This window comes from Burkholderia ubonensis (assembly GCF_902833085.1).
In the GTDB taxonomy this organism is placed as follows: Bacteria; Pseudomonadota; Gammaproteobacteria; order Burkholderiales; family Burkholderiaceae; genus Burkholderia; species Burkholderia ubonensis.
Map to the genome: position 1 here is coordinate 60900 of NZ_CADFEB010000001.1, position 13727 is coordinate 74626.

Below are 13727 nucleotides of genomic sequence, written 5' to 3' on the forward strand. Positions count from 1 at the left end.
ACGAAAGCGAACCTCGGCCGTCCGGCCAATCTCGCGCGACGGACGCCGCGGTACGATTCGGCGCTATTCCGATGCCTTGTCGCCGCGCGCCCGCTTGCGGCCGCTTTGCGATACCTCCCCTGGCCGCCCGTCGCCGAACCGTGCCCGCGCAATCTCCCGCACCGCGTCGATCAGCGTGCGCGCGACGGGCGACGGCTCGGCATCGGTGCGCAGGATCAGCCCGACCGGCTCGTCGGTGCCGGCCGACGGCAGCGGCAAACGCGCGAGCGCACCGGTCGACAGGTCGTATTCGGCTGCGTACTGCGGCACGAACCAGACCGCGTCGTTCTCGAGCGCGAGCGCGCGCGCGACCGACACGGACAGCACTTCGATGAACGCGTCCAGCGGCGGCGCGCCGCACGCGCCGAGCAGCTGTTCGGCCGATTGCCGGATCAGCGTGCCGTACGGCGGCAGCACGACCGGGTAGCGCGCAAGCTCGGCGGCCGGCGCGGCGCTCGCCATCAGCGGGTGTCCGGCGCGCACGACCGCGACGAGCGGCTCGTTGTACAACTGCTCGAACGCGAGCCCGACCATCCGCTCCGGCTCCGACAGCCGCCCGATCGCACACTCGATCGCGCCCGCCTTCAGGCGTTCGAGCAGGTCGGCATTCGCGGCGGTCGCGAGCCGCACGACGACGCGCGGCCAGCGCACGGCAAGCGCCTTCATCAACGCCGGCGCGAGCGACGCCGCGACGGTCGGCAGCATCCCGATCTCGAGCGTTGCCACCGCGCCGCCGCCGTCGTGCGCGAGCAGCCCGACGCCTTGCCGCAGCGCGAGCACGCACGCGTTCGCATGCGGCATGAAAAGCTGCGCTTCGCGCGTCGGGCGCGCGCCCTGCCGGCTGCGCTCGAACAGCCTGACGCCGAGGATGGACTCCAGCTCGGCGATCGTCTTCGAAACGGCCGGCTGCGTGATCGACAGGCTCTCGGCCGCCTTCTGCACGCCGCCCAACTGCGCGACCGCGAGGAAACACTGCAGGTGCCGGAACTTGACGCGGCCGTCGGCGATACGGTTAGTCATAACAAACGGTTATGCAAAGGATATTGAATTGCCATTTTGCATAACTTTTCGGATACACCCAAGCGCTGCCTTCCGATTTTCGTCCGCCGCTGCGGGTCGTTCGCTCCCCGCCTGCCGCCGCCCCGTCACGCCGCCCGCCGCAGCGCCTCGAAACCGGCCGGCTCCCAGATCCGCTTCGCGATCAGCAGCCCGGTGCCGTGCTTCTGCCCGAGCGGCGCGGACGACGATTCCGCATGCAGCGCGGCCGCCTTGCTGCGCAGCCGGCGCAGCTCCTGTTCGAGCTCCGCGGCGGCGGCCTCGGTCAGCATCCCCTGCGAGAACGTCATCGTCTCGCCGGGGCCGTCGAAGCGGCTGTCGAGGAAATCGCCGAGCGCATGCGCATGGAAGTAGCGGCGGATCGGGCCGCCCGGCAGCCAGTCGAAGTCGCGCGCGACGCGCACGCGGATCCGGTCGCCCGGCAGCAGCGCGACCACGTTCATCCGGTCGAGCATCAGCAGGTACTTCAGGCATTCGGCCTTCGTCACGCGATAGGCCGCGACGATGTCGTCCACGGTCCAGTAATTGATCGCGCAGACGGCGACGAGCAGCAGCTTCTCGTCCGACACGAGCAGCGCTTCCTGCTGTTCGGTCAGCACGTGCAGCCGCGGCGCGGACGCCGACGCTTCCTGCACGAGCTCGGCGAGCGTGTAGCCGAGCAGTTCGCCGATCTGGACGACGCGCTCGAGCGTGAAGCGCTCGCTCGCGAACAGGCGCTTCACGCTTGTCTCGGACACCGCGAGCGAACCGGCGACGTCGCGGTAAGTCATGCCCTGCGCCTTCAGCAGGCGCTTCAGCGTATCGATGAGCTGGGCGATTTCGGTCATGGTTGGTATCTAAAAATGATGCTTAAAGTGAAACTCAAGGCTACCGGCGCGTACTGTCGCACGGTTTTCGATACTTGTCTGCATAATCCGCTCCGACCTGTCACTGATCGACGGAGATGCGATGACGATCCGAACCGAAACAGCCGCAACCGCCCCGCATCGCGCCGCACCGCGCGACGCCCGCGAAACCGGGCGCGCGTTGCCGCTCGCGACCGTGCGCACGCTCGCCGCAAGCGCGCACGTCGGGGATCTCGTGTTCATCCGCGTGCCGGTGCGCCCGTTCCGCGAAATCGCGGACGCGACGGGGACGTGGACCAACCATGTCGGAATCGTCGTCGACACGTCGGGCGCGGAACCCGTGGTCGCGGAGAGCACGTTTCCGTGGGCGAAGCTGACGCCGCTCACGCGCTTCGTCCAGCGCTCCGAAGGCGGCCGCCTCGCGCTGGCGCGGCTCGCGACGCCGCCCACCGCCGACGAGCAGCGCCGCATGCAGGCCGCCGCCGAACGGCGGATCGGCACGCTGTACGACACCGGCTTCAACCTGCGCTCGCGGCGCCAGTTCTGCTCGCGCTACGTGCGCGAGGTGCTCGGCGACGCGACGGGCATCGAGGTCGGCGACGTCGAGACGTTCTCGACGCTGCTCGCGCGCCGCCCCGGCGCGAAGCTCGGCTTCTGGCGGCTGTGGTATTTCGGGCGCATTCCGTGGGCCCGCGAGACGGTCACGCCCGCAAGCCTGCTGCGCTGCGTCCGGCTGACGCTCGAATTCGACGGGATCGTGTTCGATCCGCGCCGCGCCTGACGCGCCGGATACCGCGCGCGACGGAGACCACGCAGGACAACCACAAGAAAAACGAACAACAAGCAGCGACGGGCTGGCTGGAGGGCCGTGCAACGTTCGTCACCGACGATACGCGAGCCCGATCGCTTTATCCGCCGGAGCGGCAGCCGCCGTCCGGCGGTTTCTTCATTGGCGCGTCACATAACGATTGGTTATGCGTCCAGCGAAAAAACGTCATTTTGCATAACTTTCCGGATTGGCTAAAGTCCTCCCATCACCTCTCTCGAAAACCTATCAGGAGACGCCCGATGGATTCCCCCACGATCCTCACACCGCGCGACTGGCCGTCGCATCCCGCGTACATCCACCCCGAATACCGCTCGTCGGTGAAGCGCGGCCCCACCCGGCCGCTGATTCCGCTGAAGGAGAAGCTGCGCGACCAGTACGCGCCCGTGTACGGCGCCGAAGATCTCGGCGCGCTCGATCACGACCTGACGAAGAACGCGGTGAAGAACGGCGAGCCGCTCGGCGAGCGCATCGTCGTCACGGGCCGCGTGCTCGACGAAGGCGGCAAGCCGGTCCGCAACACGCTGGTCGAAGTCTGGCAGGCGAACGCCGCCGGCCGCTACGTGCACAAGGTCGACCAGCACGACGCACCGCTCGACCCGAACTTCCTCGGCGCCGGCCGCTGCCTGACCGACGACGAAGGCCGCTACCGCTTCCTGACGATCAAGCCGGGCGCGTATCCGTGGGGCAACCACCGGAACGCGTGGCGTCCGAATCACATCCATTTCTCGCTGTTCGGCGACTACTTCGGCTCGCGCCTCGTCACGCAGATGTATTTCCCCGGCGATCCGCTGCTCGCGTACGACCCGATCTTCCAGGGCACGCCCGAAGCGGCGCGCGACCGGCTGATCTCGCGTTTCTCGCTGGACATCACCGAAGAAGGCTATGCGCTCGGCTACGAATTCGACATCGTGCTGCGCGGCCGCGACGCCACCCCGATGGAGCGCTGAACCATGACGACGCTGAAACAAACCCCTTCGCAGACGGTCGGCCCGTACTTCGCCTACGGCCTGTGCCCGCAGCAGTACAACTACGATCTGAAGAGCCTGTTCACGCCGACGATCGCCGCGCCGCACGCGGCGGGCGAGCACGTGCTGCTGGTCGGCCGGGTATTCGACGGCGACGGCAACGTCGTCAGCGACGCGATGCTCGAATTCACGCAGGTCGACAGCGCGGGCCGCTTTCCGGCGTCGCGCGCGGACATCGCGCAGACCGGTTTCACGGGCTTCGCGCGGGTCGGCACCGGCCCCGACGCACAGCATCGCTTCGTCGTCGAAACGGTCAAGCCGGGCCGGACCGGCGCTGACGCCGCGCCGCACGTCAACGTGACGGTGATGATGCGCGGGATCCTCACCCATGCGTTCACCCGTATGTACTTCGACGACGAAGCGGCGGCCAACGCGGCCGACCCGGTGCTGAACGCGGTGCCGGCCGAGCGCCGCGCGACGCTCGTCGCGAAGCGCGAAACGCAGCCGGGCGGCCCGACGATCTATCGCTTCGACATCCGCATGCAGGGTCCGGACGAAACGGTGTTCTTCGACGTCTGAGCGATGCGCCGGCGCGGGCCGGCCCCGTGCTTGCCCTGCCGCCGCGCGTGGCGATGCGTTCCGCATCGTCGCGCGCGGCGGTTTCGTTTTGCGGGCGGCAGCGCGACGTCATTCGGCGAACGCCGAATTGCGCAGCAACGGAAAGTCGGATGAAAGGCCGCGCAGCCCCGCCAATCGGGGCTCTGGCGGATATTGAAAACGTTTGCCGCGATTTCCCTTGCGCGTTATGCGGCATAGCCTATGCTATCGGCATTCGACGGACGATATTGCATCATCACGAGCAATAATTCCGTTCAGCATGCGCTGCCGCTCAACCGCGGATTGGCGCGGATGTTCAACCGAGTGCCTTTGAGCGCGGCTGTCCGACCATATGGCAGGCGCGCGTTTTTTTTGCCCGCGCGGGTTGTGTGCCGATCGTACCTGCACGGCCAATTTCTACAAGCGCTTGAAGTTCTTTCCTGACGGGGAGACGGACTGCGCCGACGCGACGCCCTTCAGCGCGGGCGCGCGTGTCCGGCCCGCCGGCAGGACGAATCGAATCCAGTCACGCAGCGGAACGGAAATTGCGCGGCCCCGATGGTGCCGTCCATTCCGGAGATCGCTGCCGATGACACGACCGCCAAGCACTACCAGCGGTGCCCCGCGCATCTATTGCCTGCCGCTTGCGTTCGCACTGGACCGCGAGGCGTGGTTGCAGTGCGTCGGCCGTGCCGCCGAGATGGGCTTCTCGCGCATCCTGACGACGCTCGCCGCATGCGGCGCGTCCCTGCGCCAGCCCGTCGAGCCGCTCGCCGCTTACGCCGACGCCGCGCGAGCCAACGGCCTGGCGCTCGATCTCGTGATCGAGCGCCAGGCCGCCCCCGCCGCACCGTCATTCGCCGTCGACGGCGCATACGCCGAGCATCCCCTGCCCGATCCCCGCCGCGCGCTGCCGCTCGCGGCATCGCCGCCCAAGGCGCCGGCTGCGCCGCGTGACGACGACCTGGCCGAGCGCCTGATCGCCCTGGCCGGATACGGCGTTGCCGGCTTCTGCCTGCGGGGCGTCGATGCGATGCCGATCGCGCAATGGTCGGACTGCCTCCGACGCGTGCGCGACGCGCGGCCGGGCACGGCGTTTTTTGCATGGACGCCGGGCCTGCCTCGCGCGCGCATGATCGATGCCGCCGCCCGCTTCGACGGCGTGTTCCTGTCGTCGTGCTGGTGGGATCTGCGGGCCGCATGGCTGCTCGACGAGCATGCGGACCTGGCGACGAGCCCATGCCGCATCGCGCTGGCCGACGATCCTTTCGGCGGGCGCGCGCTCGACGCCGCGCCGCCCCGGCACCGCATGCTGGCGTGCCAGCGCGCACTCGCCGTCGCCTTCGAACTCGGTGACGGCATCCTCGTGCCGGCCGGAATGGAATTCGCGTGGTCCGGTCCGGTCTGGCGCGCCATTCGCACGCCCGCCGACTTGAGTGCCGCGTGGCAGGCCGCGGCGTTCAACCTCGCCCACGCCATCGCACGCGGGAACGCTCGCCTTGCGCGCCGGGCCGCCGACAGGGCTGACCTGGACGGCGGTGTCGAGCTGCAACGCCTGGCCGGCCCGTCCGCGCCGATCGCGGTATTCGCGCGCGTGCCCGGCAACCGTCAGCGCCGCGAGCCGCTACGGATCGTCGCCGCCAACATCAGCCTGTCGGACACGGCGTCGCTCGACGCGGCCGGCTGGTCGTGGCACGACTGCACGCACGTGCAGCCGCTCGACGACGACGACGCACCGGTCGGCACGCCGCAGCCGCTCGACACCCTGAGGCTGGCGCCCGGCGAGGTGCGCGCGTGGCGCGCCACGCGCCCGGCGCCGGTGGCCGGCCGCGCCGCGCGCACGCACGGCGGCGGTCATGCCGCCGACAAGGCCGTGCGGGTCGCGGAAGACGCGGTGCGCGCACCGCGCCTCTTCATCGATGCGATCACGCCCGCCGTGGACAATGGCCGTTTCGCGGTCAAGTGCATCGCCGGCGAAGCGGTCCGCGTCGAGGCCGACGTCGTCATCGACGGCCACGACGTGCCGTCGGCCGTGCTGCTCTGGCGCCCGGTCGACTCGGCCGACTGGCGCGAAGTCGACATGGCGCCGCTCGGCAACGATCGCTGGATGGCCGAATTCCGGCCCGACCGGATCGGCCGCTACGAATTCACGATCGAGGCGTGGCGCGATCCCTACGTCAACTGGTGCCGCGAAGTCGGCAAGAAGGTCGATGCCGGGCTGGACATCACGCTCGAACTGCGCGAAGGCGCTCTGATCCTTGCCGACATCGCGCGCCACGCCGTCACCGCCCGCGCGCGGCTGGCGCTGGAGCACGCGTGCCGCGTCGACGATTCGCTCGATGCCGGCCACACGCTCTCGGCGCTGACGGCCCCGACGCTGGCCGACGCGGTGGCGGCGGCCCGCTTCCGCCCGTACGTATTGCGCCACCTGCCGCCGCAGCCGGTCGACGTCGAGCCGGCGCTGGCCGGCTTCGCGAGCTGGTACGAGCTGTTCCCGCGTTCGCAGAGCAACGATCCGTCCCGTCACGGCACGTTCGACGACGTGATCGCGCGCCTGCCGGCGATCCGCGCGATGGGCTTCGACGTGCTCTACTTTCCGCCGGTCCACCCGATCGGAACGAAGCACCGCAAGGGCCGCAACAACAGCAAGTCCGCGGCGCCCGGCGACCCCGGCAGCCCGTATGCGATCGGCGCCGAGGCAGGCGGCCACGACGCGCTGCACCCGGCGCTGGGCACGTTCGACGATTTCCGCCGCCTGAACGAGGCCGCGCACGCTCATGGCCTGGCCCTCGCGCTCGACTTCGCGGTGCAATGCTCGCCCGACCACCCGTGGCTCACGTCCCATTCGGGCTGGTTCGACTGGCGCCCCGACGGCTCGCTGCGCTATGCGGAGAACCCGCCGAAGAAGTACGAGGACATCGTCAACGTCGATTTCTATACCGACGACGCGATGCCGGGCCTGTGGCTCGCGCTGCGCGACGTCGTGCTGTTCTGGATCGGTCACGGCGTCACGCTGTTTCGCGTCGACAACCCGCATACCAAGCCGCTGCCGTTCTGGGAATGGCTGATCGCGACGGTGCGCGCGGATCATCCCGAGGTGGTGTTCCTGAGCGAAGCGTTCACGCGGCCGAAGATGATGTACCGGCTCGCGAAGATCGGCTTCTCGCAGTCGTACACCTACTTCACGTGGCGCCATTCGAAGCAGGAATTCATCGACTACCTGAGCGAGCTGACCCGGCCCGACATCGCCGCGTACTTCCGGCCGCATTTCTTCGTCAACACGCCCGACATCAATCCGCTGTTCCTGCAGACGAGCGGCCGGCCCGGCTTCCTGATCCGCGCCGCGCTTGCGGCGCTGCTCTCGGGGCTATGGGGCGTCTACAACGGTTTCGAATTGTGCGAATCGGCCGCACTGGCCGGCCGCGAGGAATATCTCGATTCCGAGAAGTACCAGCTGCGCGCGTGGGACTGGAACCGGCCCGGCAACATCGTGCAGGAGATCGCGCAGCTCAATCGCATCCGGCGCGCCCATCCGGCGCTGCACACGCATCGCGGGCTGACCTTCCACAACGCGTTCGACCCGCACATCCTTTACTTCGCCAAGACCACGCCGCGCCGCGACGACGTCGTGCTCGCGGCGATCAATCTCGACCCATTCGCCGCGCACGAGGCCGACTTCGAGGTGCCGCTATGGGAGTGGGGCCTCGCCGACGACGCCGTGCTGGCCGCGGAGAACCTGCTCGACGGCACGCGCTTTGCGTTCCACGGCAAGCGCCAGCATGTGCGGCTCGCGCCCGACGCGCCCTACGCGATCTGGGCCGTGCGCCCGCTCGACGGCGAGGCTACACCATGAAACGAGAACCGTATTTCGAACGCCTCACCTCCGATCCGCTCTGGTACAAGGACGCGGTGATCTATCAGCTCCACGTCAAGTCGTTCTTCGACGCGAACAACGACGGCATCGGCGATTTCGCGGGGCTGCAGGCCAAGCTCGACTACATCGCCGAGCTCGGCGTCGACGCGATCTGGCTGCTGCCGTTCTACCCGTCGCCGCGTCGCGACGACGGCTACGACATCTCCGCCTATCGCGACGTGCACGCCGACTACGGCAAGCTCGGCGACATCAAGCGCCTGATCGCCGCCGCGCACGCGCGCGGCATCCGCGTCATCACCGAGCTCGTCATCAACCACACGTCCGACGAGCATCCCTGGTTCCAGCGCGCGCGGCGCGCCAAGCCCGGCTCGTCGCATCGCAACTACTACGTGTGGTCCGACACCGGTCGCGAGTATGCGGGTACGCGCGTGATCTTCCTCGACACCGAGGTCTCGAACTGGTCCTATGACGAGGTTGCCGGCGCGTACTTCTGGCATCGCTTCTACTCGCACCAGCCCGACCTCAACTTCGACAACCCGCAGGTCGTCAAGGAAGTGCTCGGCGTGATGCATTTCTGGCTCGACCTCGGCGTCGACGGGCTGCGCCTCGACGCGGTGCCTTACCTGGTCGTGCGCGAAGGCACGTCGAACGAGAACCTGCCCGAGACGCACGAGATCATTCGCCGCATCCGCGCCGATCTCGATGCGCGATACCGGAACCGCATGCTGCTCGCCGAGGCCAACCAGTGGCCCGAGGACGTGCAGCAGTATTTCGGCAGCGGCGACGAATGCCACATGGCGTTCCATTTCCCGTTGATGCCGCGCATGTACATGGCGATCGCGCGCGAGGACCGCTTCCCGATCACCGACATCCTGTGGCAGACGCCGCAGATCCCGCAGACGTGCCAATGGGCGATCTTCCTGCGCAATCATGACGAGCTGACGCTCGAAATGGTGACCGACAGCGAGCGCGACTATCTGTGGGAGGTCTACGCGAGCGACCGGCGCGCGCGGCTCAATCTCGGCATCCGGCGCCGCCTCGCGCCGCTGCTCGAACGCGACCGTCGCCGCATCGAACTGATGAACAGCCTGCTGCTGTCGATGCCCGGCACGCCCGTGATCTACTACGGCGACGAGATCGGCATGGGCGACAACATTCACCTCGGCGACCGCGACGGCGTGCGCACGCCGATGCAATGGTCGTACGACCGCAACGGCGGGTTTTCGCGCGCCGATCCGGAGCAGCTGACGCTGCCGCCGATCCAGGGGGCGCTGTACGGCTACGAATCGGTCAATGTCGAGAGCCAGTCGCGCGATCCGCACTCGCTGCTGAACTGGACGCGGCGCCTGATCGCCACGCGCCGCAATCACCACACCTTCGGGCGCGGCACGATCGAGTTCCTGCAGCCGGTCAACCGCAAGGTGCTCGCCTACCTGCGCGAATACGAGAACGATCCTCCGCTGCTGTGCGTGGCCAATCTGTCGCGCGCGTCGCAGGCGGTCGAGCTCGATCTTTCGCGCTTCGCGAGGCGCACGCCGGTGGAATTGCTCGGCGGCTCGGCGTTTCCGTCGATCGGCCAGCTGACCTACCTGCTGACGCTGCCGCCGTACGGCTTCTACTGGTTCGAGCTCAGCGACGATACGCAGGCGCCGCGGTGGAACGCCGAGCCGTCCGAGCAACTGCCGGAATTCATCACCCTGGTCTGGCGCGCCGGCGAACCGATGCTCAGCAGCGCGCACCGCCAGGCGCTCGAGCAGAAGGCGCTGCCGCAGTATCTTCCGAGGCGGCGCTGGTTCGCCTCCAAGAACGGCAAGCTGCATCGCACCCGCCTGGACGGCATCACGGCGCTCGAAGGCACGCCGACGCCGACGTTCCTGTGCGAGGTGGAAAGCGAAATCGAGACGGACGGAAAGACCGCCACCGAGCGCTATCTGCTGCCGCTCGCGGTGGCGTGGGATCAACCGGGCCTGCCGCCGCTGCCGGGCCAGCTGGCGCTGGCGCGTATCCGGAGCGGGCCGCAGGTCGGCTTCCTGACCGACGCGTTCGCCGTCGCGCCGTTCGCGCGCGCCCTGTGCGACGCGATGCGCCGGCAGGCGCGCCTGCCCGTCGGCGGCCACGCCGACGGCGACACGATCGAATGCGACGCGTCGGCCGCGCTCACGGCCGAGATGTATCGCGCGGATGCGGAGATCAACTGGATCGCCGCCGAGCAGACCAACAGCACGCTGGCGATCGGTCACGCGCTTGCGCTCAAGCTCGTGCGCCGCGTCGTCGCGGGCGTCCACCCCGAGGCGGAGATGGGGCGTTACCTGAGCGAGCACGGCTTCGCCAACGCCCCGGCGTGGCTTGGCGAAGTGCGCCGCCGCGATGCCGCCGGCGCGCCGCACACGCTCGCCATCCTGCAGGCTTTCGTCGAGAACCAGGGCAACGCGTGGGACTGGGCGTTCGAGACGCTGACCCGCCTGACCGAGGAGCTGTCGCACGAAACCGAAGCCGCCGACGCATCGGACGACGAGACCGCCGATTACACGCGCTTTGCCGGCGTGGTCGGGCGGCGCCTCGGCGAAATGCACGGTGTGCTCGCCCAGCCGAGCGACCAGCCGGACTTCGCGCCGCGACTGGCCACGCCGGACGACTGCGACGTCTGGGCCGTCCGTGTCCGGGCCCAGGTCGACGATGCGCTCGATCTGCTCGCGCTCGACCGGCCATGGAACGACAAGGCGACGGCGCAACTGGCCCGGCGGCTCGTCGATCAGCGCGCGCCGCTGCTGGCGCTGGCCGAACGGCTGTGCCGGGATGGCGCCGGCACGTCGTGCCAGCGCATCCACGGCGATTTCCATCTCGGCCAGGTGCTCGTGGTGCAGGGCGACGCCTGCCTGATCGATTTCGAGGGAGAGCCGGTGCGGCCGCTTGCCGAGCGGCGCGAAAAGGCCAGCCCGCTGCGCGACGTGGCCGGCCTGCTGCGCTCGCTCGACTATGTCGGCTACGCCGTCACCAATACCGGCGAGCAGATGCCGCAGCCGCTGCTGGCGCGCCGCGATGCGTTCCTGCGCGATGCGATGGACCGCGCCGCCACGGCGTTCCTCGACGCGTACCGCGCCGCCGTCGCCACGGCGCCGCCCGGCCTGGCCGAATGCGCGGGTCGCGCGACCCTGCTCGATGCGTTCCTGCTCGAAAAGGCCGCCTACGAGATCGTCTACGAATTCCGCAATCGTCCGGCGTGGGTGCCGGTGCCGCTGCGCGGGATGGCCGAGCTCGCCCGGCGGCTGCTTGCCCGGCATGGGGAGGCGCCCCGTGGCTGAGGACCGCCCCGACCCGCTCGCCGGACTCTGCACGGCGAGCCTGCAAGCCCTGATCAGCGGGCGCGCCGCCGATCCGTTCGCGTTGCTCGGGCCGCATCGCGTCGACGGCCGCTGGCTCGTGCGCGCGTTTCTGCCCGGCGCTCACGCGGCGTCGCTCGAGCTCGACGGCGACATCCGCGTGCCGATGGTGCACGCGCACCCCGACGGCCTGTTCGTCGGCGCGCTGCCGGAAAACGGCCGGGCCGCCGCGCCCGCGTACCGGCTGCGCGTGCGCTGGCCGGCCGCCGAGCACGTTGCCGAGGACCCGTACAGCTTCGGGCTGCTGCTCGGCGACCTCGACCTGCACCTGCTCGCGGAAGGCCGGCATCTCGAACTCGGCAACTGCCTCGGCGCGCAGCCGATGACGATCGACGGCACGGCGGGCGTGCGTTTCGCCGTGTGGGCGCCGAACGCGCGGCGCGTGTCGGTGGTGGGCGACTTCAACAGCTGGGACGGCCGGCGTCATCCGATGCGGCTGCGCCATCACGCCGGCGTCTGGGAACTGTTCGTGCCGCGCCTCGGCGTCGGCGAGCGCTACCAGTACGAGCTGATCGGCCCGCACGGCGGCCTGCTCCACCCGAAGGCCGACCCCGTCGCGCGCGCGGCGGAGCTGCCGCCGGCGACCGCATCGCGGGTGGCCGATCCCGCGCCGTTCGCGTGGCGCGACGACGCGTGGCTCGCGACGCGCGCGCAGCGCCAGGCCGCCAACGCCCCGCTGTCGATCTACGAGGTCCACGCCGGTTCGTGGCTGCGCGATGCCGGCGACGGCGCGCGCAGCCTGCGCTGGGACGAGCTGGCCGACCGGCTGATCCCGTACGTCGCCGACATGGGGTTCACGCACATCGAATTCCTGCCGATCACCGAACATCCGTTCGCCGGCTCGTGGGGCTACCAGCCGCTCGGCCTGTTCGCGCCGACCGCGCGCCTGGGCGAGCCGGCTGCCTTCGCCCGTTTCGTCGACCGCTGCCACGGCGCCGGCATCGGCGTGATTCTCGACTGGGTGCCGGCCCACTTCCCGACCGATCCGCACGGCCTGATGCAGTTCGACGGCACCGCGCTCTACGAGCACGCCGATCCGCGCGAAGGCTTTCACCAGGACTGGCAGACGCTGATCTACAACCTCGGCCGCAACGAAGTCGCCAATTTCCTGCTCGCCAGCGCGCTCGAATGGCTGACGCGCTATCACGTCGACGGCCTGCGCGTGGACGCCGTCGCGTCCTTGCTGTACCGCGACTACAGCCGCGCCGCGGACGCGTGGGTGCCCAACGTCCACGGCGGCCGTGAAAACCTCGAGGCGGTCGAGTTCCTGCGCCGCTTCAATACGGTCGTCGCCGAACGGTGTCCGGGCGCGGCGACCTTCGCCGAGGAATCGACCGCGTGGCCCGGCGTGAGCGCACCGGTCGCCGCAGGCGGGCTCGGTTTCAGCTACAAATGGAACATGGGCTGGATGCACGACACGCTGCAGTACATGTCGCGCGACCCGATCTACCGGCGCCATCACCATGACGAGATGACCTTCGGCCTCATCTACGCGTTTTCCGAGCGCTTCGTGCTGCCGCTGTCGCATGACGAGGTCGTGCACGGCAAGCGCTCGCTGCTCGGCCGCATGCCCGGCGACCGCTGGCAGCGCTTCGCCGGCCTGCGCGCCTACCTGGGCTTCATGTGGGCGCATCCGGGCAAGAAGCTGCTGTTCATGGGCGGCGAGTTCGGCCAGGATTCCGAATGGAATCACGATGCGTCGCCGGCCTGGCACCTGCTCGACGATGCGGACCACCAGGGCGTGCAGCGCTTCGTGCGCGACCTGAACCGCTGCTATCGCGGCATCCCCGCGCTCCATGCGCGCGACGCCGAGGCCGACGGCTTCGCGTGGGTCGTCGGCGACGACCGCGACAACAGCGTGTTCGTGTTCCTGCGCCGCGGCGGCGCGCCGGATGCGCCCGGCCCGGTGCTGGTCGCGATCAACCTGACGCCGGTGCCGCGCGTCGGCTATCGCGTCGGCGTGCCGCGGCCGGGCCGCTGGCGCGAAATTCTCAACAGCGACGCGACCTGCTACGGCGGCAGCGGCATCGGCAACGGGGGCGGCGTGACGGCCGTGCCGGAGCCGAGCCACGGCCTGCCCGCCTCGCTCAGCCTGACGGTGCCGCCGCTCGCCTGCGTGTTCCTGCTCCCGGAGGCGTGATC

At 69.5% G+C, this 13727-nt stretch carries 8 protein-coding genes; 6 read left to right on the forward strand and 2 right to left on the reverse strand.

Features of this window, described 5'->3' with window-relative positions:
• Positions 1-63: 63 nt before the first annotated feature.
• Both pcaQ and HWX31_RS00280 read right to left on the reverse strand, forming a co-directional pair.
• Positions 64-1059, reverse strand: a complete 996-nt coding sequence (gene pcaQ / locus HWX31_RS00275) for a pca operon transcription factor PcaQ (protein ID WP_174964315.1) — start codon at positions 1057-1059, stop codon at positions 64-66.
• A gap of 125 nt (positions 1060-1184) precedes the next feature.
• On the reverse strand, positions 1185-1922 hold the full coding sequence (locus tag HWX31_RS00280) for a helix-turn-helix domain-containing protein (RefSeq protein WP_174964314.1): 738 nt from the start codon (positions 1920-1922) through the stop codon (positions 1185-1187).
• Between the two features lie 121 nt (positions 1923-2043).
• Here HWX31_RS00280 and HWX31_RS00285 point away from each other — a divergent pair, with 121 nt between their 5' ends.
• From HWX31_RS00285 to glgB, 6 genes are all read left to right on the forward strand, one after another.
• The gene (locus HWX31_RS00285) at positions 2044-2721 is read left to right on the forward strand and encodes a YebB family permuted papain-like enzyme (protein WP_174964313.1); all 678 of its coding nucleotides are present in this window, start codon (positions 2044-2046) and stop codon (positions 2719-2721) included.
• A 287-nt stretch (positions 2722-3008) separates the two neighbouring features.
• The gene (pcaH, locus tag HWX31_RS00290) at positions 3009-3716 is read left to right on the forward strand and encodes a protocatechuate 3,4-dioxygenase subunit beta (protein WP_059612303.1); all 708 of its coding nucleotides are present in this window, start codon (positions 3009-3011) and stop codon (positions 3714-3716) included.
• 3 nt (positions 3717-3719) lie between these two features.
• Positions 3720-4313, forward strand: a complete 594-nt coding sequence (pcaG, locus tag HWX31_RS00295; protein WP_174964312.1) for a protocatechuate 3,4-dioxygenase subunit alpha — start codon at positions 3720-3722, stop codon at positions 4311-4313.
• A gap of 607 nt (positions 4314-4920) precedes the next feature.
• Positions 4921-8184: an alpha-1,4-glucan--maltose-1-phosphate maltosyltransferase gene (locus HWX31_RS00300; RefSeq protein WP_174964311.1), complete on the forward strand. Its 3264-nt coding sequence runs from the start codon at positions 4921-4923 to the stop codon at positions 8182-8184.
• Positions 8181-11507 (forward strand): maltose alpha-D-glucosyltransferase, encoded by a 3327-nt coding sequence (gene treS, locus HWX31_RS00305; RefSeq protein WP_174964310.1) that lies wholly within the window; start codon positions 8181-8183, stop codon positions 11505-11507. Before HWX31_RS00300 ends, treS begins: the two co-directional genes overlap by 4 nt.
• The gene (gene glgB, locus HWX31_RS00310) at positions 11485-13725 is read left to right on the forward strand and encodes a 1,4-alpha-glucan branching protein GlgB (protein ID WP_174964309.1); all 2241 of its coding nucleotides are present in this window, start codon (positions 11485-11487) and stop codon (positions 13723-13725) included. The genes treS and glgB overlap by 23 nt, the downstream gene beginning before the upstream one ends.
• The last annotated feature ends 2 nt before the right edge of the window (positions 13726-13727 follow it).